Below are 23,262 nucleotides of genomic sequence, written 5' to 3' on the forward strand. Positions count from 1 at the left end.
ATAGATATGATGAGGTGAAAGTATGGAAGCGAGAGTTGCCTATTTTTCAGCGGAGTTTGGAATTGATTCCTCTCTTCCAATCTATTCGGGAGGATTAGGAGTACTAGCCGGGGACCATATTAAAGCGTCACATGATTTAAAAATCCCGCTCATTGGTGTAGGGATTTTTTATCGCAAAGGTTATTTTCAGCAGAGAATTTCAGCGAGCGGTCAGCAAGAGGCGGTCTATGATCCGCTGAGCATTGAGCAAATGCCGATTGATCCTGTTGTTAATGAACATGGACAGCGAATCATTATCAACGTGACTATTGCAGATCGGCAGGTTGCTTTGCAAGCGTGGGTTACAACGATTGGCGGGGCGCCGGTTTATTTGTTAGACGCAGATTTTGAGCAAAATGAACCCGCGGATCGTCGCTTAACAGATCACTTGTATGGCGGCGGTCAAGAGGGAAGAATTGCGCAAGAAATTATTCTTGGAATTGGCGGGGCTCGATTGCTTCAAGAACTTCAAATTGAGCCTGATGTTTGGCATATGAATGAAGGACATTCCGCCTTTTTAGCTTTGGAACGGATTCGCGTCTATTCCGCGCAAGGTATTTCATTCGAAACCGCGCTTGAAGCGGTTAAGGCGAGCGCGATTTTTACAACACATACTCCTGTTCCTGCCGGGCACGATCAATTTAGTTTTGAATTAATGGACCGCTACTTAGGGTCTTACTACTGGCAATTGGGAACGACGCGGGAAACGATTTTGCAATTAGGTGAAATGAATGGTTGCTTCAATATGACACGTTTGGCAGTATCAACTTGTTCACAAGTGAACGGAGTTAGTAAACTTCACGCAGAGGTGACAAAGGAATTATTTCATGACTGGACTCCGCAAATCCCAGCGGATCATATTCCTATGCAGGCCGTCACGAATGGGATTCATACGGGAACGTGGTTGGCCGCCGAGGTAAAGCAATTATTTGATCGTTATTTAGATTCCGATTGGGAAGTAAACATTAAAGAACTGGAAACGTGGAAAAACACATGGCGAATCCCCGATGAAGAACTATGGGACGCGCGTCGCAAGGTGAAACGACGGATGATTGACGCGCTTGACTTGCCGTTTAATGAGAATACATTAGTAATTGGATTTGCTCGTAGATTTGCGACATACAAACGCGCCTTACTGTTTTTCCGCGATTTAGATCGATTAGAACGCATCTTGAATCAACAAGATCGACAAGTTGCTATATTGTTAGCGGGGAAGGCTCATCCCGCAGATCAACCCGGTCAGGAATTAATTCGCCAAATTTGGGAAATCTCACAAACATCGGCGTTTAAAGACCGCGTCATTTTAATGGAAAATTACGATATGGCCATGGCGAAACATTTGGTAGCTGGGGTGGATGTATGGCTGAATACACCAACCAAACCGATGGAGGCCAGTGGCACGTCAGGTCAAAAAGCGGCAGTCAATGGCGTCCTCAACTTTAGTGTGTTGGATGGTTGGTGGCCGGAAGGGTTCAATGGAAAAAATGGGTGGGCGATTGAAGGCGATCAATCCGGTGATCGCGAAATCCAGGATCAGATCGATGGCGAAACATTGTATCATATTTTGGAACATGAGATTGTCCCGCTTTATTTTGGCAACCCGTCTGGTTGGGCGCAGATGATGAAGGAATCCATTCAAACGTTAGGGCCAGCGTTTAGCGCCAGTCGGATGGTTGCTGATTATTGGGAAAAGCTGTACGTTCCGACAGCAAACCGCGGCCGTCGCTTCACAGCCGATGGACTAGAAATTGCGAGCAGAATGGCTGCTTATAAGCAGTTTATCCGCGCCAATTGGAACGCGGTGAAGATTGATCAAATTGAATTAATCCCATCAGAATCGGAACAGCTATCCGTGCGTTGTCAAGTTCATCTAGGTGAAATTTGGAGAAAGGATGTTTCTGTGGAAGCGGTCGGTTCATTAGGATGGGATCGAGGAGTGTGGACAGAGGGCCTACAGTTCGCGGAGGAAGTGGGACCTGGTGTGTATTCATATACAGGGGTGTTTTCAGGCAGTGTGGAAGAATGGTTTGAACAACACGCCAACATTCGCGTGATGCCGATTAGTCCAGATTTCGTCAACGATTATGAATTAGAATTAGCGACGTGGGGATAAGGACAATATAAAATGGGAGACCCGATAGCGGGTCTCCCATTTTTAATCTCTACTTTGGATGACTAATAGATAGCCTGATTCCACTTTAACTTCTCCGAAATCAGCTTCCAGCGTATTGCTGATGCCAAGCGTATCACCGATTGAAATTGTAGCATCCTCTAGTGGGTAACGAAATCCATTTAAGCTAATTCCGCTGACTTCCAGACTTAGCGGCAGCAAAGAAATGTGGGTGAACATTCCTCTTTTAACGGTGAGGTGTTTATCAACCAATCTGATTTCGTTATGCTCGTCGCGAATACAGCAGGTAATACCTGCTCTCAATCCCTTCATGAGTAAATGCGCATTTGCTAGGGAATGATCAAAGCGGGTTCCTACGCCGCCCATTACCCAAATATCGCGGGGCCGTTGTTCGATAGCCCAGTTGAAAGCCATCTCGGTGTCGGTTAGATCTTTCATAATCGGATCGCAGGAAATAAATTGTTGGCAATTTTGTTCGATCTCAGCGCTTTCCGCTTCAGTGACCGAATCGAAGTCTCCCAGGCAAATATGAGGATAGATCTGCTTCCTAATCAGATGTAACGCCCCTCGATCTACGCCGACCAGGACATCGTCTTCTTGAATTTCTTCGAATGCGGCAGGACCTAAGTTTCCGCCAGTAAAAATAAGAATACGTTTGTTGTTCATCGAACTGACCCCCATCTACAGATTGTTATTGAATTCGCATGATAACAGTCGGGATCATTAATAATTGAGACGTTAGGCTTCGTATTTTTTAAAAGCAAGTGTGACATTGTGACCGCCAAATCCTAGCGAGTTGCTGAGGACAATGCGAACGTCAGCTTGTCTTGTTTCGTTCGGCACGTAATCAAGATCACATTCTTCATCCGGCGTTTGGTAATGGATCGTTGGCGGCAACAGTCCTGTCTCGATCGATTTCACGGAAAAGATCGCTTCGATCGCTCCCGCGGCGCCTAAGAGGTGGCCTGTCATCGATTTCGTGGAGCTGATCGCCAGTTGATAAGCATGCTCGTTAAAAATCGATTTAATCGCTGCTGTTTCATATTTATCGTTCAAAGGAGTGCTTGTGCCGTGGGCGTTGATGTAATCGACTTCTTGCGGTTGCAGTCCAGCATCCTTGAGCGCTTCTCGCATCGCTCGCGCCCCGCCTTCTCCGTCTGGAGCGGGAGCAGTAATATGGTAAGCGTCTCCGGTCGCTCCATAACCGATAATTTCAGCATAAATTTTAGCGCCTCTTGCTTTCGCTTGTTCCAATTCTTCAAGCACAAGGATGCCGCAACCTTCCCCTAACACAAAGCCGTCACGGTTTTTATCAAACGGGCGACTCGCTGTTTCGGGATCATCATTGAACGTGAGCGCTTTCATTGAACTAAAACCGGCTATCGACATATCGGTAATGGGGGCTTCGCTTCCGCCTGTAATCATCACATCGGCATCGCCGCGGGCAATCACTTTAAATGCGTCTCCGATCGAGTTAGCTCCCGAGGCGCAAGCGGTTACTGTGCATGCATTTGGCCCTTTTGCTCCGAGTGTGATTGAAACTTGTCCCGCAGCCATATCCGCGATTAACATCGGCACAAAGAAAGGACTCACACGACGATGACCGCGCGCCTCGAATGTGCGAAACTGCTCTTCGTACGTTTCCATCCCGCCGTTTCCTGAGCCAATCCAGACACCGACTCGTTCGGCATTCTGTTCATTAATAGTTAGTTTTGCGTCCTCGACGGCCATTAATGAAGAAGCGACCGCGAATTGTGTGAAACGGTCCATTCTGCGGCCCTCTTTGAAATCAATAAATGTTCCAATATCAAAATTTTTTACTTCGGCGGCAACTTTTGCCGGAAATTTTTCTGGATCGCGTCTTGTTAAAGGTCCAATCCCAGATTTTCCAGCAATAAGATGGTCCCATGTCGTTTGCGCGTCTAAACCTAGTGGTGTCACACAACCGATTCCGGTAATAACCACTCTTCTTTTACTCATAATTCACTCTCCTCGGTAAAGTGGTAATCTATGTTTTTGGGGGAAAAATTACTTGATGAAATGTTTGCAATCCTCATTCTATCATATATTAGCGGGGAAGAAATCTCTATCATTTGATTATCAACTTTTACAAAAATGGGAACCTATTTATTGAAAGGGAGTGGGTAAAAAGTGAATCTATGTATGGCCCACCGCGGTTGGTCGAGTCGAGCCCCAGAAAATACGATGGCCGCTTTCGAATTAGCGTTTAAACAACCCGAAGTAGAAGCGATTGAGCTAGATGTTCAAGTAACGAAAGACGGCGAGCTTGTCGTCATCCATGACTTCACAGTTGATCGGACGACAAACGGAACAGGGCGAGTAGCTGACTTTCGTTATACGGAGTTGGCCCAGCTTGATGCTGGACGTTGGTTTGACACCGCTTTTGCGGGTGAACGGATACCTCGATTAAGCGAAGTGTTGCAGGCGGCGCGCGGTAGATGCAAGATCAATGTGGAGCTGAAAACAGCGGGGGATCGCTATCCGAATATTGAACGGTTGACATTGGAAGAAGTATATTGGGTGGGCATGGAACACGATGTATGTCTCACTTCATTCGATCACCACGTCATTAAAAAGGTGAGGCGCTACGATCAGCGAATCGTAACGGGCTTAATCTTTAGCGGCTTACCGCTATTAGTTAAAGAACAATTAAAAGAGGCGGGAGCTTCGGTCGTTTCGATGGATTATCAGTATTTAACCCGCCCGTTTATTGAGGCCTTGGAACGTCATCAATTTGGAATCATCGCTTGGACCGTTAATGAGGCGGCAAGCATCCAACAACTGATGGGAATGAGTTCAACGATTCAAATTTGCGTGAATGATCCACAGCTCGTTATTGAACAATGGAAACAGGGGTAAAGGGGACGTAAACGGGCAAGCGCGTCGCCTAACGTCGCTGTTTATGAAAGCGGTCAACAAGGAAGCGGGCATACTCGATGGGGGCTCGCAAGGCCTCATGATCGGTGTCAAAGTGACCTAACTTACGCATGAGTGTTTTGCCAGGTTTGATATTGACTTCAATGATCCAAATCTGTTGTTGTCGATCGATCGCTAAGTCTAAACCGAGCTCAGCAAGCCTTGTGTTGTATGATCTTTCAAGGAATGGCGGGATGTATTCGCTTAATCTTACGAGTTTGCGATACAATGCGTCGGCAGTCGATTCATCATATTGCTTACGAAGGAAAGGTTGAACGTGATGCGCTTGACCTCCGCCACTCAGGTTGGAAGTCATTGTCTCTTCTTTTCCTTGTCTCACCCCGATCCCCGTCATTTGCCATTGTCCATGTCTGTTTTTTTGCATGAATGCCCGAATGTCAAAGACACAATCATGTTTGTCGCGAATGTCGATCCATTTTTGAACAAGATAGCGTTGTTTCCGCAATGTTTTACTAAGTCTCTGTTCTAGCTCGGATCGGCTCAACGTGATTGGCGTCGTCTGCAAATGATCTGAAAGCTCATAATTATCTTCTTTTTTCGTAATGCGGAAGATTCCTTTTCCGCCACTGCCATTTAACGGTTTCACCATGACTGAATGGCTCTTTTGAATCATGTTTAAAATGGGCCTCGTGTCATTAGCGAGCTGTGTTGGGATTAAAAAGGGACGCAACAACCTTGCTTGGGCTAAGTGCCTGTGAATGGTCCATTTGCTTCCGATGCTATAACCAATGAGCGGGAGGCTGCGAAGCCGTTTCATCTGTCTCATTTTTTGCATGAGCGCGGGCTCATTGTAATAACCGATATCATACGTAATCGAGGGAAACGGCTCGGTTTGCTTGATCCACTCCTTATTTACATAGACGTAGCCGTGAATCGTGGTTTGTTTTAGATTAACATCAGGCGGCGTATAGACGAGGACCTCATCAAACCCTGATTCAATCGCGATTTTCCGCGTCGGATCATAGCGATGCGGGTCTGTAATGCGATGGACCAAAATGCCTAATATTGTTTTCACATCAATCACCTATTCGTTTAGATTACAACGCATTACTATATACAATGTCTGAAGATATAAAAGCGTTCGAACCACCGCAAAATTGAAAGTTGCGCTACTATTGTTTAATGTATTAACTAGTTTTGGGGGGATGTTGAAATTGAAATTCAATCTGAGAATGATATTTATTTAGCCTTGAGCGCAGTTCGAAAGCTGATGGAAAGGCTTTCGTTTTCAGAGTTAGATAAACAAAAGGTGTTAGTCAGCGTCTCCGAGTTAGCCCGGAATGTGTTGGTTCACGCCAATGGACAAGGGTTTATTGAAAGCAAAATTTTAAAAGATAGCTTATGTATTACTGTGGTTGATCAGGGCCCCGGGATATTAAACATTGAAGAAATTCTTCGATGCGCGGAAGTTAAATCAGAAACAGGATTAGGCCTTGGCTTAAACGGCGTCAAACGATTGATGGATGAGTTCTACGTTGAAACGGGAGAAGGAGGTACGAAGATCATTGCCGTCAAATGGAGAGGATCTTCTCGAGGAGTCGAGAGAAACAGATCAAACGCTAGGTCGACTAGCATCGATCGGTCAAATTTCGGCGGGTATCGCCCATGAAGTAAAAAATCCGTTAACATCTGTCAAAGGATTTCTTCAGTTACTGCAGGAGGAGCAACAACATTCGTTTTTAGATATGGCCGCATCCGAGTTGGATCGAGCCCTAGACACATTAGAGAACTTGCTTCATGTTTCAAAGCCGGACTTAGATAATGAAGCGTACACCTCCATTCATGTATGCGCCGAATTGGAATCGATCATTTATTTATTTCAAGATCAACTGTATCGCGTCCAAGTAAAAACCGATTTTGAAAACACCAATGAAATTATTTTGGGACAAAGAAATCAATTGAAGAAAGCTTTCTTTAATTTATTAAAAAATGCGTTCGAAGCAATCGCCGAGGAAGGCCAGATTATCATTGGGCATCGTCGAATTGGAAATCGCATCCTCGTTACGATTGAAGATTCCGGGGCGGGTGTCCCAGAGGAAAAAATGGAGATGCTGGGAACGCCCTTTTATACGACGAAAGAAAATGGAACAGGCATGGGACTAGCTCAAGTCTTTTCTACGATTTATCAACATGGCGCCACAATCGATGTTGAAAGCTATGAAGGGAGAGGAACCAAGTTTATGATACAGTTTCCTGTTGTCCTAAATGGGGAAATTGAACCGAGAGAATTGGACCTGCCTTATGAAGAAGGTCAATCCTTTGAGCAGTATTTGGAAGCGAATCGCGAGCAGTTTAAATCGTTACTACTTCAAGAGGCGATGACGATTTTTCAGCGTGTAGAGGAGGCAGAAACTCTCGACCAAGAAGATCTGCTAAGTACGGCGACGAGCTTAAAGAGATATGTGATTCAAGGGTTGCAACACGAAGTGATCGTGATGGCGAAAAGCCATGGGAGAAATTGGGCTAAAAATGGGTTGCCGCTTATTTTAAAATTAGAGTGGATCCAATCGTTTCGAAAGGTTTTCTCCGATTTCGCCTACACCTTTTACAAGCGAACGAGCCCGGAATTAGATTCGGTATTAAAGATGGAAAGACAAACGACGTACATTCTTGATCATTTTATTAATCACTACATTGCGAGTTTCACTGAATATAACAAAGACGTGTTGCGCTCCCATCGTGAACTAATTGATGAGCTTAGCGTGCCGGTCATTCTATTAACGCCATCTTTGGGTGTGTTGCCGATTGTAGGGACAATCGATACTTACCGCGCGAAACAAATTCAGGAACGCGTCTTGGCGCAGATCGAATCGCTCAAAATTAGCAGAATGATCGTCGATTTATCCGGCGTCGCGTACATGGATACGGCTGTCGTGAGTCATTTGTTTCAAATCATCGAGGGACTAGCATTGTTAGGGTGTGAGGCTGTCGTGACGGGGATACGCTCCGAGATCGCGAATACGATCATTGATCTCGGTGTGAGGCTGACCGACAAAATCCATATTCAAGGCACATTGCAACAGGCTCTTGACAAGTTTGGATTAAAAGTAACGTATACAAATGACATATAACTTTTAAAAAAGGAAGAGCGCCTATGATTAACAAGCGCGCTTCCTCTTAATTTTCGTCGTTATTGCTTTCTTTTTAAAATCATAAACGTGGCGGATCCAATCGCGACAAGATTTTGCTGATCATCGTAAATTTCAGAATTTCCGACGACAAGCGTGCGACCGCGATGGGCGAGAGACGCCTTTGCGGTTAAGACCGTACCTCTACCCGCCTTTATGTATTTAATGTTTAAATCGACTGTCGCTGAAGTTTGAGTCGATAAATCGAGCGTGGAACGAACCGCGCTGCCGATTGAGGCATCGACAAGCGTCGCTAAGGCCCCTCCATGCACAACGCCGGCGGAATTGAGCAGGTTTTGAAAAATCTCGCAACGAATTTCCGATTGACCATCATGGGCTTCAATCTCTTCAATTCGAATATGGTCCCAAAATGGTGAACGGACATCATGTTTTTCTGTCATTGTAACAAATTCCTTTCATGCCTTCTAATTTTACCTATCTATACTCTTTCTACATTGTTATTTGTTCTCCTGTTTAAATAGGACGATTTGACATAAAAAAAGGCCTCCTTATGTAGGCAGACCTTCTCTAAAAGTTAAGATTGATTGTGAGAAAAAAGTACATGCAGACAACTTCCAGGTTCTCTTACTTGCGCGCCTGTTTCTGGGTCAACAAAAATGATGGGCTTTGTGAGCAGCGGGTACACGTCAAATGATTCAACCTGACCAAAGACGCGTTTCTTTATTGAAGGAAAAGAAGGACTATGAAACATTTGGTTGTCGATAAAATTGTTCAATCAATGTCACCCCTTTTATTGTCTCATGCTTCAGTATACTAAAATAAACGACCACTATTAGTCTGATATTGCGATGTCTGCCTGAACATTCTGTAAATTATGGAGGCCCAAAAAAACCCAAACTAATTTCATTGAATACTCCACTTTTGGGTAAATTAATGTTAAAATAAAGTTCATTACCCTAATAAAAGGAGTGGTAAGCGTGAGTCAAATTGTTGATCAATTAAACGAAATGCTTGAGGCTGAAAAAGCTGGAGTGGAAACGATGGCTTTCTTTTTGGAAAAGGACCCGACGAACGAGCTATATAAAGAGGTTAAAAATGATGAAGCTTGGGCGTGCGCCGGATTAATTCAAAGCGTCAAACGCGAAGGCGGTAAAATCAGTACGGGCAAGGGTGATTTTGCTTACAAAGTGAAAGCGTTAACAACGATTGAGGAACAAATTGAATTGTTGGTTCGGGGGCAAACGTGGGTTGTGCGTAGAATCGATAGAGCGCTTGATTCGCCGATGTCAGACGAAACACGGGCATTTTTGCTGGAGATGAGAGAAAAGCATTTGGTTAATAATGATAAGGTGGAAGCTTACGGAGCGAATAACGCATAATAAATAATAGAAGCCGGTTGCTGGCAAGGCAATCGGCTTTTTTGTTTAATGAACTTCATTATGAAGAAAGGGGAAGAGATACGCATGTGTGTCATTTTTATTGCATACCGACAACACCCGAACTACGAATTGATTGTGGCCTCGAATCGGGATGAGTTACATAGTCGCCCGACAGAATCGGCCGCTTTTTGGGAAGATCAGCCCCAACTGTTAGCCGGACGTGACGCGGTTGAGTGGGGGACATGGCTTGGTGTAACAAAAAATGGCCGTTTTGCGGGGCTGACCAATTACCGTCAGGCGGAACGGGATGACCCCACAAAAAATTCCCGCGGTCAACTTGTCAAAGACTTTTTAGTGTCTTCCGAGCCTGCGTCTGATTACGTTTCCAAAATCCAAGCTGAAAAGGACAACTACAACGGATTTAACTTGCTTGTCTATGATCAGCAAGCGATGTATTACTATTCAGCGCGCCAAAATCAGGTTACCCAACTGGAACCGGGTGTGTACGGATTGAGCAATGCGGAGTTAAACACAGCGTGGCCAAAAGTTGAAAAAGGAGTTCAGCGTTTGAAAGCGTTGCTTGAGACGTATCCAGACACGCTGCCAGAGAAGGATTTATTCGAGCTGTTGGCGGATCGCGAAATCGCCGCGGACGATCGATTGCCTGACACAGGGATTGGGCTTGAACAGGAACGACTCGTTTCTCCGATCTTTATTCACAGTCCCGAATATGGCACCTGTTCATCCACGGTACTCACGATGACGCGCAATGGACAAGTTTCCTTTACGGAGCGTACATTTAAGCAGGGACAACCCTTCAACGATGATGCTCATTTTTCTTTTCAATTGGAAGAGAAAGGCGGAATGTGAGATGAGGACACGATGGTTATTGATTGGGGTCATCATTCTATTCATTTTATTGGTCGCTGATTTGTTCAATGATGGCTTGATTAGCAGGTGGATAAGATGGAAGCGATAGGGTGAAGTGAATCGGACGTTTTTTACTATAATAAAGATAAAAAAGGATGAGGAAATTTGGTGAAGATTCGGCATGCATCAACGGTGATTTTGGCTCGAAAAAATAGCCTAACAGACCCTTCTTTTCAGATCTATCTCATGAAACGGCCAAAGACTATGCAAACTTTTCAAAGCTATACGGTGTTTCCTGGCGGGATGCTAGAAGCGCAAGACGAGCGACCGGAGTGGAAGCATTATTTTCACAATTGTATTAATACGCATCTGTTGTTGCCTGAAAGATCCGATTCTCCTGTACGCGCCTTCTCCGAATCCAATCAGGGTCAAATCCCAGAGTTGCCATATGTTGTCGCCGCGATTCGCGAAGTATTTGAGGAGACTGGCATTTTACTGTGCCAATGGAATCGGGAATCGCAAGCTGTCAAGTTTCAATCTGGTCATGATCCCGCTTTAAGAAATTACCGCAAGGCGCTGTTAACGAAAGAACTAACCTTCCTAGAAATGGTCAAACAATTGGATCTTCAATTTGATGCCGCCCAATTGACCTACATTGGCCGACGGGTCACACCGCCGCCAAAATCTTTCTGTTTTGACGCAAATGTTTACTTAACGATCGTTCCCGCTGGCGCAGTAAGCGCTCCATCAAGAGAAGCGGTAAGCGATGAGTGGCTTGAGCCAGCCGTCGCGTTACAATTGGCGCGTCAGCGTGAAATTGTGTGCGCCCCCGCGACGATCGAATGCTTCGTTGCTCTGCAATCATTAGAAAAGCCGATAGAAACGTTGTGGGATTAGTCCTGAAAATTGAAAAAATCCTGTTCATTAACAGGACATGCTCCAACAAAAATTCATTATTTTTTGGCGTTTAAGTTTTGTGTCATTGAGGCAAGATAGTGGTGAGGAAAGCACATAGCCCCCAGGGGTCCATTGGATGGATGGTATGGACCGCCAGGGAGACTCTGCCGCTCAATCATTCGGACCGAGCAAAAGTTTCGAGAAAAAAATTTTAAGTTGAAAGTATATGAAAACGTGGCTCAAATTTAGCTGAAAAGGCTCTTCTCGCGCTGTTAAAAGAGGTAGCCTCTGTTCAGCTATTTTTCTTTCAAAGGTTCTTTTCTATTCTTAGTATAACCCCTGTTTGCACCTTATAAACGTATTCTAGCAAATTCTTTTTGAAAAGTCACGAACAATTATCGATGTTCTTAAAGGTATTTATTTACATATATACACTAGTGAAACTATTTTTATTCCAATCAAATTTTTAACTTAAAAATCACCAATTTGGAGGGGAAAGGATGACTCGTAAACGATCTCGCGCTGTTATTAAAAAGACGGAACAATATGGGGCGCCGAACTATCATCCGCTGCCGATCGTGATTTCTAAGGCGGAAGGCTCTTGGGTGGAAGACCCGGAAGGGAATCGTTATTTAGATATGTTGAGCGCTTACTCAGCTTTAAATCAAGGACACCGTCATCCTAAAATTATTCAGGCTTTGAAGGAACAAGCGGATCGGGTTACACTCACTTCACGCGCTTTTCACAACGATCAACTCTGCGAGTTTTATGAGTTGCTATCCCGATTAACGGGCAAGGAAATGGTCTTACCAATGAATACAGGGGCGGAAGCGGTGGAGACAGCGATTAAGGCCGTCCGTCGCTGGGCTTATGAGGTGAAGAAAGTGCCTGAAAATCAGGCGGAGATTATCGTCTGCTCGGGTAATTTCCATGGTCGAACGATTACCGTTACTTCTTTTTCATCGGAGAAAGAGTATCAAGAGGGTTTTGGACCATTCACTCCCGGGTTCAAAATCATTCCGTATGGGGATATTGCGGCGTTGAGACAAGCGATTACGCCGAATACCGCCGCGTTTTTATTTGAACCGATACAAGGGGAGGCAGGGATTGTCATCCCTCCAGACGGATTTTTAAAAGAGGCGGCGGAGTTATGTAAGCAACATCACGTGTTGACGATTGCCGATGAAATTCAGACGGGTTTTGGTCGGACGGGCAAACCATTCGCCTGTGATTGGGAGCAAGTTATCCCCGATTTATATGTGATGGGTAAAGCGCTTGGCGGGGGGGTATTTCCGATTTCAGCCGTTGCCGCCGATAAAGAAGTATTGGGCCTGTTTAACCCTGGTTCGCATGGATCAACGTTTGGCGGCAATCCGCTAGGATGCGCCGTGGCGATTGCGGCGTTGGAAGTGTTTGAAGAAGAGCAGTTGGCGCGGCGTTCGTTGGAATTGGGTCGTTATTTTATGGAGCAATTGCGGCAAATGAAACATCCATCGATTCGTGAGATTCGGGGTCGCGGGCTATTTATCGGGATTGAGTGTGTCGATGAAGCGCGTCCGTATTGCGAAGCCTTAAAGGAACAAGGTTTACTCTGTAAGGAAACCCACGTCACAACGATTCGACTCGCCCCACCTTTAAATATCTCAAAACAAGATCTCGACTGGGCCTTCACGCGCATTCAGGCCGTCTTTAATTAATAAAGGCTATGCTGGGTCGCTGAGTGAGGTTTCGCGGCGGACCGGCAGAGCCTTATTCTGCTTTCTGTTCCCCCTTTTGGTAAAATAGATAGAAAGAAGGTAAAGGAGAGAAGGCTGGATGTATTGTAATACATTTTCGATCGTGGCTCGTTGTCCAGATTCGGGGCGTTTTGGCGTGGCCATTTCTACCGCGGTCCCTGCAGTCGGATCTCTATGCTCGTTCGCGAAAGCGGGAGTTGGGGCGATTGCGACGCAAGCGTGGGTGAATCCTTCGTTAGGCGTAAAAGGCCTGGCTTTGCTCGAGGAAGGACTGAGCGCGGAACAGACACTGAAACGATTATTGGCAGAAGATGACGGTCGTAATTCGCGGCAGTTGGGTATTGTTGACGCTAGCGGTCAATCCATTGCGTATACAGGATCGCGGACGGTGCGTCATCAGGGGCATACGAGTGGTCCGAACTATGCGATTCAAGGAAATATGTTAAAAGGACCTGAGACGTTGCAAGCGATGGAAGATTCTTTTTGCTCATCGGAAGGTGAATTGGCGGAACGATTGATGCGGGCTCTGGAAGCGGGACAAGCTGCAGGCGGGGACAAACGGGGGAAGGTGTCGGCTGCATTGACCGTGGTCGATACGGAAGGCTTCCCTTATTGTGAGCTGCGCGTCGATGAGCACGCAGATCCTGTCGCTGAACTACGCCGCATTTTTAATATCCATCGGATTGGTCTGATGTCTTGTTACAATAAATGGGTAAGCAGTATTAAAGAAGGAAAAAAGGTGTCGATGCGAGAATTATTTAAGAGAGACTAAAAAAAAAGACTAACTATAAATGGGGAGGAACAAAAGTGAAGTTTGATTCATTATACAATCCGTATCCATCAAAAAGGAATACCGTTTACGCAAAAAATGGAATGGTTGCGACATCGCAACCTTTAGCCGCGCAAGCCGGTATGGATATATTGAAGAAGGGCGGAAACGCGATTGACGCGGCCATTGCAACAGCTGCTTGTTTGACTGTCGTTGAACCAAGTTCAAACGGGATCGGTGGGGACGCCTATGCAATCGTGTGGGTTAATGGGGAAATGCATGGTTTAAACGCGAGCGGACCATCTCCGCAAGGCATCTCAATTGAAGCGATGCGCAAAAAAGGGTACAGTGAAATGCCGAAGTACGGCTTAACGCCTGTTACAGTGCCTGGGGCGCCAGCTTCATGGGCGATGTTATCGGAACGATTCGGTAAGTTGCCGTTAAAGGACGTTTTACAACCCGCAATTGACTATGCGGAAAATGGCTTTCCGGTTCCGCCAACGCTCAGTTTTGCTTGGAATAATGCGTTTCAGCGGTACAATCTTGAATTGCCGAGCAACGCCTTTTCTTTAGATGATTATGAGGTGTACCAGGAATGGTACAACGTGTTTGCTCCGAACGGAAGAGCGCCACGCGCGGGGGAGATGTGGAAGTCTCCTGACCATGCAAAAACATTGCGATCGATCGCTGAAACAAACGCAGAGTCGTTTTATCATGGGGAAATCGCCGACAAAATTGATGCTTTATCGAAAAAGTATGGCGGTTTCATTCGCAAAGAAGATTTGCAAGCTTACAAGCCGCAATGGGTTAAGCCGATCTCAGTCAACTATCGCGGCTACGATGTTTGGGAAATTCCTCCGAACGGACAAGGCTTGATTGCTCTACATTCATTAAACATGTTAAAGGGTTTTGATTTCCATGCCAAGGAAATGGTGGAAACGTATCATAAGCAAATTGAGGCGATGAAACTTGCGTTTGCCGATGGACTCGCCTATATTACGCAAGAAGACAAGATGGAAGTGGCCGTTAAAGATATTTTATCTGAAGAATATGCTCAAGAACGTCGTGAGCATATCGGAGAAGAGGCGCAACGTCCATTTGCGGGGACGCCGCCGAAGGGTGGAACCGTTTATCTTGCGACAGCGGATGGGGAAGGAAACATGGTTTCCTTTATCCAAAGTAACTACATGAGTTTCGGATCGTGTGTGGTCGTGCCGGACACAGGAATCGCATTGCAAAACCGTGGAGCGAACTTCTCTTTGGACCCAGAACACGCGAACCGTTTAGAGCCGAATAAGCTATCCTTTAACACTATCATCCCTGGCTTTTTAACAAAAGACGGCAAGGCATTGGGACCATTCGGTGTGATGGGTGGCTTTATGCAGCCGCAAGGTCACGTTCAAGTTGTAATGAACATGGTTGACTTTGGGATGAACCCGCAAGCGGCTTTAGATGCTCCGCGTTTCCAATGGACAGGAAATATGCGAATCGAGCTGGAAACAGCCGTGCCTGAACATATCGCGCTTGCTTTAGCGGCAAAAGGACATGACATTCATTGGTCACTGGGATCGAACACATTTGGTCGCGGCCAAATCATCTTGCGCGATGAAGATGGAGTGTTGTCCGGTGGCACCGAGGCGCGTACGGATGGATCCATCGCTGCTTGGTAATAATGTTACTAAACTTCGGTTAAGGTTTGGCCGATGTCACGGATTTTCAATAGGCCTCCTTTTCGAACAACCTCGAATCGGGATGCGAATTTGAGCGGAGTGGATTGAATGACAAAGGGTGATTTTCTAGGTGGCGACAGTGGAATTTAGGCTGCCTAGGGGGTCACCTTTTACTTCTTAGAGGAGGGTGAGCAGATGATCAACGCGAATCACGAACTGTTTAACGGAGGACCACCTAAAGTTATTATCGTGGAAGGAAAGACAGACCGGGAAAAATTGCTGCGGATATTGAATGAAACGGTGGAAATTATCTGTACGTACGGAACGTTAAGCGATGAAAAAATCGAAGAGATCATCTGGCCATTGCAAGATGAAGATGTCTATGTGCTTGTCGATGCCGACGCAGCCGGCAACAAACTGCGCAAACAGCTCAAACGAGAACTCCCTCACGCGAGGCAGTTGTACACCCGCCGAATGTACGGCGAAGTCGCTACAAGCCCGATTGAACATCTAGCAAAAGTGCTGCACGACGCCCATTTTACCGTGCATGAGCATTATCTGGAACCCCCAGGCGGAAGAGCAGATCGATAAGACATTGTAGTGGGCGGGGCGACCCTCGGGCGTGGTGAAAGTCGGGGGTGCGCGCGGGGGGATAGGCGGATGAGTCTGGGACCTGGAAGATAAATGGACTTTAGACAACTAACCTCAATTTTTCAAGCAAAAAAAGTGGATGTAGAGGGGTTTAAGTGGACTTGCGACAACTATTTTGATCCAGCTGATCTCTCATTTCGAAATAGATGGACTTTTGTCCACTATGAGAGGGTGGGGTGTCGGGCTGGCAGGGCCCCGATTCCAAATTTGAGATGGGGGTCCACTTCTGTGCTTGTAAAGGACAAAACTCCCGTTAGACCGCGGACTCAAGAGAAAACGGTCTCTGTAATGGTCGCAACTCCCGTTGCGTGTGGTGCGGCCCGCTTTTCCCCATGAAAAGGTCCTGTAACGGTCAAAACTCCCTTTACAGGACCCTTTGTTGTACTCGCTTTTGTTGTAACGGGAGTTAAGACCCTTAGAGTCCACCGTTCTCCTACTTCCTCATTTTACTTGCCACGTAATAGACTCCATAGATCATCAGACCTACAGTGATAATATGGCGAGCGAATAAATAGCGGTTCCGATTTGAAAACTCGAGCTCAATTTCGTCGCCCCCCCCCTTATTTTTGTACATATTCGATAAATGGAAAGTCGTCCTCATCCGCGATCACTTCCAGATCATGCGGGACGCGCAGATAGATGATCTGATTATCGGCCCGATGCCAATGCTCTGATCCGACCCATTTTTCCTCCTCAGTAAATTGCCGAATCGTAAACTCGGGGAGGGTCAGCGCCAACTTAATGGTTTGGTTCAGGGCTGCAAAACGCAGGGCTTTTCCATCTGTATGATCATGTAGGGCGTAATGTCTCGGTTCAAGCTTGAAAGAAAAGTCATAGCCGTTCATAATAAACTTCCCTTGAAAAAGAAAGACTTCCAATTTATTATCGTTTTCCTCTTTCCTTTCCAAGAGCACGTTAAAAGAGCGGTCCTCACCTTCTGAAATGAGTTGCAATAAATCTTTTTGCCCTAAATCGAGCTCGCTTTGCTTCACTAAAAATGGTTGAGCGAGCGGTGAATCAAGTTGACCCACGCGTAAATCATCAAAAAGAGAACCCCAAGCATCACTGTCCAATTCTACCTTTTCCAACGTTTGATCGCTCACCGTAATAAACGGGATGGACGCTGCTGCCAAAATAAGAATCCCGATATAACTAAACAGCAACCAATGCGTTACTTTTCTCGTTACCTTTCCAAATTTTAAAACGAATCCAAGCGGAATCAATAACAAGAGCAAAAATGGGATAAGCATCGTTGTCAAAATCATGATCTGACCTCCAATCGTTTCCAAATCCGAGTAGACACCGCAAAGAGAATCGTAACCGTTGCGCTCGCTTTTATGGTAAATACAATTAAACTCGATTCGAATCCGTAAAATTGGACGATGTCCGCTGGCAGTGTAAAAGCGGGTGGAATCAATGATCCGATAAATAAGATCGGGAAGATCCCAGCGAATAGTTTGTTAACTTGGACTAACGTTCCTACAAAATAGCCCAATGCGCCAAACAGGAGGACATATAAAAAAGTAGCGATCACACCAATTAATATCTCGACAAGCGCTACGTGAATCCCATAGAGTGGATCCTCCAACTGAATATACATAATGAATTTCAGTAAGTTTCCAGCCAAAAGGGAAAGGGCAGCCCCTAATAATGAAACGGTGACTAAAAATAAAACATTCGAAAGACTACTGCTTAGTCGGTTGGTTATAAACGTAAAATCATGATAACGATACGCTTTTGTCGTAATCGTAATTGCCGTCGTGAATGCCCAAACCATCGTAAACACGATGATTAAATCCGCGGTATAATAATTCGCGTTATAACTGAATCCGCTAGAAGAGCCTCCGCCGCTGGATACCACGCCACCCAATGAAAACAAAATAGCGAGCGCTTGAACAAACACGAGCGAACTCAATGCGTCAATGTTGGCCTTTAATTTATAGCGATATTGCTTTTTAACGGTTTCAGCTAGGCTTATCTTTGTTAAAGCCATCGTTGATCCCTCCTATTTCTCAATCATGTGGAGACGAATGTGTTCCCCTGCGCCGATCGATAGATCTGGCGGAATACGCAAATAAATGACTTGGCTACCACTCGTCACATGTGACATCTTCTTCGAGTCGCCTTTGATTTGTTTCAGTGGAAAGACATCGGAAATCAACCCAACCTTAAGATGTTGCTCATAAGGCATGGCGATGTACAAGTCGTTGTTCGTTTGCAAGTTGACTCGAAGCGGTTCAAGTTCATGAGAAAAATCGTAACCATCGATCCAAAGTCCCTCCGCATACATAAACACATCCAGTTTGCCGTCACTTTCCTTTTTTCTTTCAACATACACTAATGCGTCACCATAGCGACCAGACCAAACTATATCCATCGACTCCGTTTGCATCAGATCAATGCTTTTCTCCTCCAATAAAAAACTAGAATCGATCTGATCGAGCTGCCCGTTACTTAGTTTTGTATTTAACTGACTCCAAGCCTGATTCATCTCTAGCCGATCGACGCGTTCCAATTCCAAAGCGTTATTTTTAATAAACGGAGCGAGCGCGGTCGAGAGCAGAAGTACCCCTAAATAAATAGACAGCATCCAGTGTGTAAATTTGAGCGTTGTTTTTCCGATGCATGCGCGAACAATCATGAATAAGATGATGATTGGCAATAACAACGACAAGAAATTTGAGATTATCGTCATGATTTAACCTCCAATCGATTCCAGATCACCGTGGCAGCGGTGAAGAAAAGTGCGATCGTACAGAACACTTTTGCAGTAAGCAATGAAAATGTTGTTTCTTCGGTATAGAATTGAACCAGTTCAGACGCGAAGGTTGCGTCCGTTAGAAACATCCCCACAATGAGAACAGGCAGAAGAATTCTCATTGCTTTATGCAGTTGAAACAGGCTCCCCACTAAATAACCGGTTGAACTGAATAGAAATACATATAAAAAGGTAACACAGTAAGCGATTAGGGTTTCAGTCCATACGGACGGCATGCTATACAGCTGAAAACCGAAAACAACGCCTTGCGTGGCAACGAGAAAATTACCAGCCAGTAGGGCGGTGATGCTTCCAAGCAAGGTGGTTGTTGCTAGAAATAATAAATTCGATAGACTACTGCTCAGCCGATTGCTAATAAACGTGAAATCGTGATGTCGAAAGGGCTTGGTTGTGATCGTAATCGCGGACATGACTGCCCAAATAAATGTAAATAAAATGACGATATCGGATGAAACGTATTTTAGTTTGACGCGTGTATGGAAAGAGTCCGATAAAATGTCGTTATAGCCAACGTATGAAAGAGCGACAGCGAGTAATTGAATAAAAATGAGCGAACTCAACGCGTCAATATTCGCCTTCAGTTTATAGCGATACTGCTTTTTAATCGTCTGCGCCAGGCTCATTTCTATCAAAGACATCGTCAATGCCTCCTTTCGTTTCACTCGTTAGGTAGACGCACAAATCACTCGCTTGCACAGCGGATAGTTCAAGTCCGTCTGTCCGAGCTCGATCAAGCGTTGATTCGGAAAAAACATTTTTAACAACGGCGTAAAGGGTATTCGATCCAATCATCTTTTGGTGAATGATCTCGCGTCCATCGATAAATTCCAGCGCCGTTACTTTCGGTCCTTGGATGCCAATCGCCCATTCTTTTAAGTCGGAAATAGGCAGATGCAAATGTTTTTGTCCGTGATGGATGAGCAATACATCTTCCAATAGATCTTCAATCTCATCGAGATGATGACTGGAGATGATGATCGTTCGCGGATGGGCGATGTAATCTTTAAGTAGCGCTCGATAAAAATCGGTCCGAACGGATGCGTCCATGCCAGTCGTCGGTTCATCAAAGATCGTTAACGGAGTTCGAGCGGCAAGCCCGATGATTGCGTTGAACGTGCTCGTTTTTCCTTTTGAAAGGCGGTTATGATAGTTTTTTGGATCAAAAGAGAAATAGTCGAACAAACGTTGGGCTAGCTGTTGATCCCAATTTGGATAAAAGCTTTCAGCGACTTGCAGCAATTCCCCAAGCGGCACGGCGGGCGGAAAGCTCATCTGGTCATCCACAAAAATAGAGTTGGCAGAGACGGTCAAGCTATCAAAAGGGCGTTCGTCAAACACCTTGACCTCACCGGATGTTTGTTTAATGAAACCTGCGATCATTTTTAGCAGCGTTGTTTTGCCCGCGCCATTGCGACCGATCAGCCCGGTAATTTTATCAGCTTCAATTTGAAAAGAGAGTTGATCTAGCGCTTTTTTTCTAAAGTATGTTTTTGTTAATTTTGAGCACTCGATTACGTTCATCGCTCACATTCCTCCTTATAGATGTCCCGAATCATCGTTAGTAATTGTTCCTCGCTTACTTTTAGCCTTCTCGCCTCCAACACAACTTCGCGCGCTAAGCGACCCAATGTTCCCGTTTTTCGTTTCTTTCGGATCGCTTCTTTCGCCCCTTCAGAGACAAACATGCCGAGCCCTCTTTTTTTATACAAAATGTCCTCATCCGCAAGTAGATTGAGGCCCTTTGCCGCTGTTGCGGGGTTGATCGTGTACATCTCAGCTAACTGGTATTGGGAATAAACCCGTTCATCCGGCTTAAAATGACCGCTTAATATTTCAGATTCAATCCAATCCGCAACTTGCATGTAAATTGGCTTGGTGCTCTTTTTGTCCAGCATGATTTCCGCCTCCTCTCATGCCTAGTGCATTACTGTTGTAATGTAGTATATAGCGGACGGGGAAAGTTGGCAAGCTTCGATTTGAATCGCGCTGTGCCTGTCGGTCGCTATGTACGGTAAAATAGGAGGTAAGATAAACGTGGGAGGGACAATAGACAACTTGGCTGTTAGGGGTGTGACGGGAATCTTTGATGGGGTTAGCCGCGCTTGGAGAAAATGGATTGGTTTTTTTCGGGACTAGTATTGCAACCGAAAAAGGATCGTTTGGGGGAGGGGTAAACGCGGTGAAAAGACATACTGTGATTGGCAGAATTCTATTTTGGATTGGACTTCTATGCTTTTTTCTTGGCTTAGGAATTTTTGATTACCTCTACATGCCTGAGAAACCACTAATCATTGTTGGGGTTGGAATCGCAATCATCATCACGGCAGACTTCTTTTTTCAGAAACCAAAAAAGGAAAGTGGAGGGGAGTAGATCGGACTGTTATTATGGCCGTTTACGATCAGTTCGCTTATTTTTGCGGTCGTCGCTTTGTATTTTAAAAAGTCAAAGTACTTTGTCTTTGCCGCTTTACTGATTAGTCCAATGTCGTTATATTTGGCTGCAACACCGCTGTTTCGATGGTGGGGATTGACGCTTCCGATCTTTTACCTAGTGACGGCGCTAACCCTTAGAAAAAATAAGAGGTGGTTAGCGGGTTTGTTGATGTTTCCAAACTTCGTGATCGTTGGTTGGCTTGGCTATGTAGCGATCCTGGCTTGAATTATTTGGATATCTCGGTCCATTCATGCGTTATATGTTATTGTCTCAATGAACGCCCGCACCGCTTGAAAAATGGGTTTCATGGTCGCTCATTAATCATTAACGTCTTGCTATTATTCAAACTCCAATTAAAAAAGCTGAGATAAGTCACTTATCTCAGCTTTTTTCGGCATGGATAGATGCCATCCACAATATTCGATAATGAAGGGGGAGAATACCGTTTACGAACCAGTCTCCTCTAATTGTAAATCCGAATCCACGCCCTCCGCAGCTTCCGCAGGAGCTTCCCCGAAAGCAACTTCTTTGCCAGGTAACAAAGCGTGCAGCAAGATTCCTAAAAATGTAGCCATCGCAATGTTATCGATCGTAAGGTTGGCGATAAAATGGCGGATGGTGAAATCGTGAAATTCCAGTTTGAATCCGCCGATTCCTGTCACGAGAATGATTGCGGCGATGACCATGTTACGCTTTTCAGCGAAGTCAATTTTGTGTTCGACGTACATTCGCATCCCTTGCGCGGCAATCGTTCCGAATAGCACGATCGTCACACCGCCTAACACGGGTTCAGGAATCGTCATTAAGGCAGCCCCAATTTTCCCGATAAAAGCGAACGAGATTGCAAACACGGCAGCGAGGCCGATTACGTTGCGACTATACACTTTGGAAATCGCTAGCACCCCAATATTTTCCCCATACGTCGTGTTTGGCGGTCCCCCGATAAAAGCGGCTAACGAGGTGGCAAGTCCATCGCCTAGCAACGTGCGGTGTAGCCCTGGATCTTTCATCAAATTCCGATTCATCACATTTCCTGTGACGAGCAAGTGACCGATGTGTTCCGCCAATGTGACGAACGCAACGGGCACAATAATCGCCGCGGCAATCCATGCGGACGGTGAAGTGAAAGCTTCGAACAGCTGCGTCGTAAGCATATGGTTATCAAACATATCTTTCGGAGGGACCAACCAAGCGGCATTCGTAATCTTTGCGAAGTCCAGCCATTCAGGGTGACGGATCGCCGTATACGCATACCCTGTCACCATCCCCGCTAAAATCGGAATGACCGATAAAAATCCTTTAAAGAAAACCATAAAAACGACCGTAGCAATCAATGTAATAAAAGCGACTTCGACCGCGGCAAGCGAATAAAGCGGATTATTCGGATCAGGAGAAAGCGGATCGTGCAACGCCCAGTTAACGGCAACGCCCGCGACGCTCAAACCAATCACGATAATGATCGAGCCAATCACGACGGGCGGCAGTAACCGATTGAGCCAATCGACACCCGCTTTTGAAACGATCGCGGCGACGATCACGTACACCATCCCCGCTAATAAACAACCGAGCATGGCCGCCCCGTATCCCGCATCGCTTGCGGACACAGAAATAATTGGACCGATAAAAGCGAAGGAAGAGCCAAGGTAGTTGGGCACTTTCCCTTTTGTTAAAAAGATAAATAAGAGTGTTCCAAGTCCACTGGATAAAAGCGCGGCTTGGACATCGAGTCCAGTTAATAACGGTACGAGCACCGTGGCCCCGAACATCGCGAATAAATGTTGTAAACTTAACGGAACCCATTTTTGTAGTGGCGGGGTCTCATGTGTATCAATAAAATCTTTCGTTTTAGCCATGTTCATT

Annotated in this window: 25 protein-coding genes; 13 read left to right on the top strand and 12 right to left on the bottom strand. The window is 45.5% G+C overall.

Features of this window, described 5'->3' with window-relative positions; all coding sequences use genetic code 11:
• The first annotated feature begins 22 nt into the window (after positions 1 to 22).
• Positions 23 to 2,152, top strand: coding sequence for an alpha-glucan family phosphorylase (gene glgP / locus BEP19_RS13580; protein WP_120190452.1), 2,130 nt, complete (start codon positions 23 to 25; stop codon positions 2,150 to 2,152).
• 42 nt (positions 2,153 to 2,194) lie between these two features.
• On the opposite strand, the gene BEP19_RS13585 is transcribed toward glgP, so the two are convergent.
• Together BEP19_RS13585 and fabF are read right to left on the bottom strand one after the other, a co-directional pair.
• Positions 2,195 to 2,836 (bottom strand): thiamine diphosphokinase, encoded by a 642-nt coding sequence (locus BEP19_RS13585; RefSeq protein WP_120190453.1) that lies wholly within the window; start codon positions 2,834 to 2,836, stop codon positions 2,195 to 2,197.
• 72 nt (positions 2,837 to 2,908) lie between these two features.
• A complete protein-coding gene (gene fabF / locus BEP19_RS13590; protein ID WP_120190454.1) occupies positions 2,909 to 4,150 on the bottom strand; it encodes a beta-ketoacyl-ACP synthase II in 1,242 nt (413 codons plus the stop codon).
• Between the two features lie 171 nt (positions 4,151 to 4,321).
• Between fabF and BEP19_RS13595 the strand changes: the two genes are divergently transcribed.
• A complete protein-coding gene (locus BEP19_RS13595; protein WP_147393798.1) occupies positions 4,322 to 5,050 on the top strand; it encodes a glycerophosphodiester phosphodiesterase in 729 nt (242 codons plus the stop codon).
• A gap of 28 nt (positions 5,051 to 5,078) precedes the next feature.
• Here the strand turns inward: BEP19_RS13595 and BEP19_RS13600 are convergent, their stop codons facing one another.
• Positions 5,079 to 6,143, bottom strand: coding sequence for a YheC/YheD family endospore coat-associated protein (locus BEP19_RS13600; RefSeq protein WP_120190456.1), 1,065 nt, complete (start codon positions 6,141 to 6,143; stop codon positions 5,079 to 5,081).
• Between the two features lie 195 nt (positions 6,144 to 6,338).
• On the opposite strand from BEP19_RS13600, the gene BEP19_RS13605 reads away from it, so the two are divergent.
• Both BEP19_RS13605 and BEP19_RS13610 read left to right on the top strand, forming a co-directional pair.
• Positions 6,339 to 6,737 (top strand): ATP-binding protein, encoded by a 399-nt coding sequence (locus BEP19_RS13605; RefSeq protein WP_120190711.1) that lies wholly within the window; start codon positions 6,339 to 6,341, stop codon positions 6,735 to 6,737.
• Positions 6,634 to 8,199 (top strand): ATP-binding protein, encoded by a 1,566-nt coding sequence (locus tag BEP19_RS13610; RefSeq protein ID WP_170145374.1) that lies wholly within the window; start codon positions 6,634 to 6,636, stop codon positions 8,197 to 8,199. Before BEP19_RS13605 ends, BEP19_RS13610 begins: the two co-directional genes overlap by 104 nt.
• A gap of 59 nt (positions 8,200 to 8,258) precedes the next feature.
• On the opposite strand, the gene BEP19_RS13615 is transcribed toward BEP19_RS13610, so the two are convergent.
• Together BEP19_RS13615 and BEP19_RS13620 are read right to left on the bottom strand one after the other, a co-directional pair.
• Positions 8,259 to 8,657, bottom strand: a complete 399-nt coding sequence (locus tag BEP19_RS13615) for a PaaI family thioesterase (RefSeq protein WP_120190458.1) — start codon at positions 8,655 to 8,657, stop codon at positions 8,259 to 8,261.
• 134 nt (positions 8,658 to 8,791) lie between these two features.
• The gene (locus BEP19_RS13620; protein WP_120190459.1) at positions 8,792 to 8,992 is read right to left on the bottom strand and encodes a hypothetical protein; all 201 of its coding nucleotides are present in this window, start codon (positions 8,990 to 8,992) and stop codon (positions 8,792 to 8,794) included.
• A 202-nt stretch (positions 8,993 to 9,194) separates the two neighbouring features.
• Between BEP19_RS13620 and BEP19_RS13625 the strand changes: the two genes are divergently transcribed.
• The 7 genes from BEP19_RS13625 to BEP19_RS13655 all read left to right on the top strand — a co-directional run bounded on the left by BEP19_RS13625 (position 9,195) and on the right by BEP19_RS13655 (position 16,129).
• Positions 9,195 to 9,596, top strand: a complete 402-nt coding sequence (locus BEP19_RS13625) for a DUF6306 domain-containing protein (protein ID WP_120190460.1) — start codon at positions 9,195 to 9,197, stop codon at positions 9,594 to 9,596.
• Positions 9,597 to 9,680: 84 nt separating this feature from the next.
• Positions 9,681 to 10,466 carry an NRDE family protein gene (locus BEP19_RS13630; protein WP_120190461.1) on the top strand — a complete coding sequence of 262 codons (786 nt, stop codon included), beginning with the start codon at positions 9,681 to 9,683 and terminating at the stop codon, positions 10,464 to 10,466.
• A 168-nt stretch (positions 10,467 to 10,634) separates the two neighbouring features.
• Positions 10,635 to 11,363 (top strand): NUDIX hydrolase, encoded by a 729-nt coding sequence (locus BEP19_RS13635; protein ID WP_120190462.1) that lies wholly within the window; start codon positions 10,635 to 10,637, stop codon positions 11,361 to 11,363.
• Positions 11,364 to 11,863: 500 nt separating this feature from the next.
• Positions 11,864 to 13,060, top strand: a complete 1,197-nt coding sequence (locus BEP19_RS13640; RefSeq protein ID WP_120190463.1) for an ornithine--oxo-acid transaminase — start codon at positions 11,864 to 11,866, stop codon at positions 13,058 to 13,060.
• A gap of 118 nt (positions 13,061 to 13,178) precedes the next feature.
• Positions 13,179 to 13,871 (top strand): DUF1028 domain-containing protein, encoded by a 693-nt coding sequence (locus BEP19_RS13645; protein ID WP_120190464.1) that lies wholly within the window; start codon positions 13,179 to 13,181, stop codon positions 13,869 to 13,871.
• A gap of 101 nt (positions 13,872 to 13,972) precedes the next feature.
• On the top strand, positions 13,973 to 15,538 hold the full coding sequence (locus BEP19_RS13650) for a gamma-glutamyltransferase family protein (protein WP_120190712.1): 1,566 nt from the start codon (positions 13,973 to 13,975) through the stop codon (positions 15,536 to 15,538).
• 195 nt (positions 15,539 to 15,733) lie between these two features.
• Positions 15,734 to 16,129 carry a toprim domain-containing protein gene (locus tag BEP19_RS13655; protein WP_120190465.1) on the top strand — a complete coding sequence of 132 codons (396 nt, stop codon included), beginning with the start codon at positions 15,734 to 15,736 and terminating at the stop codon, positions 16,127 to 16,129.
• 620 nt (positions 16,130 to 16,749) lie between these two features.
• Here the strand turns inward: BEP19_RS13655 and BEP19_RS13665 are convergent.
• Genes BEP19_RS13665 through BEP19_RS13690 form a run of 6 tightly spaced genes read right to left on the bottom strand, consistent with a single transcriptional unit; the run spans position 16,750 to position 20,866 of the window.
• Positions 16,750 to 17,454, bottom strand: a complete 705-nt coding sequence (locus tag BEP19_RS13665; RefSeq protein ID WP_120190467.1) for a hypothetical protein — start codon at positions 17,452 to 17,454, stop codon at positions 16,750 to 16,752.
• Positions 17,451 to 18,182, bottom strand: a complete 732-nt coding sequence (locus BEP19_RS13670; RefSeq protein ID WP_120190468.1) for a hypothetical protein — start codon at positions 18,180 to 18,182, stop codon at positions 17,451 to 17,453. The genes BEP19_RS13665 and BEP19_RS13670 overlap by 4 nt, the downstream gene beginning before the upstream one ends.
• A gap of 12 nt (positions 18,183 to 18,194) precedes the next feature.
• Complete coding sequence (locus tag BEP19_RS13675) at positions 18,195 to 18,884, bottom strand: hypothetical protein (protein WP_120190469.1); 690 nt, start codon at positions 18,882 to 18,884, stop codon at positions 18,195 to 18,197.
• Positions 18,881 to 19,606, bottom strand: coding sequence for a hypothetical protein (locus tag BEP19_RS13680; protein ID WP_120190470.1), 726 nt, complete (start codon positions 19,604 to 19,606; stop codon positions 18,881 to 18,883). Before BEP19_RS13680 ends, BEP19_RS13675 begins: the two co-directional genes overlap by 4 nt.
• The gene (locus BEP19_RS13685) at positions 19,569 to 20,489 is read right to left on the bottom strand and encodes an ATP-binding cassette domain-containing protein (RefSeq protein ID WP_120190471.1); all 921 of its coding nucleotides are present in this window, start codon (positions 20,487 to 20,489) and stop codon (positions 19,569 to 19,571) included. The genes BEP19_RS13680 and BEP19_RS13685 overlap by 38 nt, the downstream gene beginning before the upstream one ends.
• Entirely contained in the window at positions 20,486 to 20,866 is a 381-nt protein-coding gene (locus BEP19_RS13690; protein WP_425452785.1) for a GntR family transcriptional regulator, read from the bottom strand. The genes BEP19_RS13685 and BEP19_RS13690 overlap by 4 nt, the downstream gene beginning before the upstream one ends.
• A gap of 281 nt (positions 20,867 to 21,147) precedes the next feature.
• Between BEP19_RS13690 and BEP19_RS13695 the strand changes: the two genes are divergently transcribed.
• Positions 21,148 to 21,339, top strand: coding sequence for a hypothetical protein (locus BEP19_RS13695; protein WP_147393799.1), 192 nt, complete (start codon positions 21,148 to 21,150; stop codon positions 21,337 to 21,339).
• A 57-nt stretch (positions 21,340 to 21,396) separates the two neighbouring features.
• Positions 21,397 to 21,627, top strand: a complete 231-nt coding sequence (locus tag BEP19_RS13700; RefSeq protein WP_120190474.1) for a hypothetical protein — start codon at positions 21,397 to 21,399, stop codon at positions 21,625 to 21,627.
• A gap of 221 nt (positions 21,628 to 21,848) precedes the next feature.
• Here BEP19_RS13700 and BEP19_RS13705 read toward each other — a convergent pair whose 3' ends face one another.
• Positions 21,849 to 23,255, bottom strand: a complete 1,407-nt coding sequence (locus BEP19_RS13705; protein WP_120190475.1) for a solute carrier family 23 protein — start codon at positions 23,253 to 23,255, stop codon at positions 21,849 to 21,851.
• Positions 23,256 to 23,262: the final 7 nt, after the last annotated feature.

The sequence above is a fragment of the Ammoniphilus oxalaticus genome, from assembly GCF_003609605.1.
Classification (GTDB): Bacteria; Bacillota; Bacilli; order Aneurinibacillales; family RAOX-1; genus Ammoniphilus; species Ammoniphilus oxalaticus.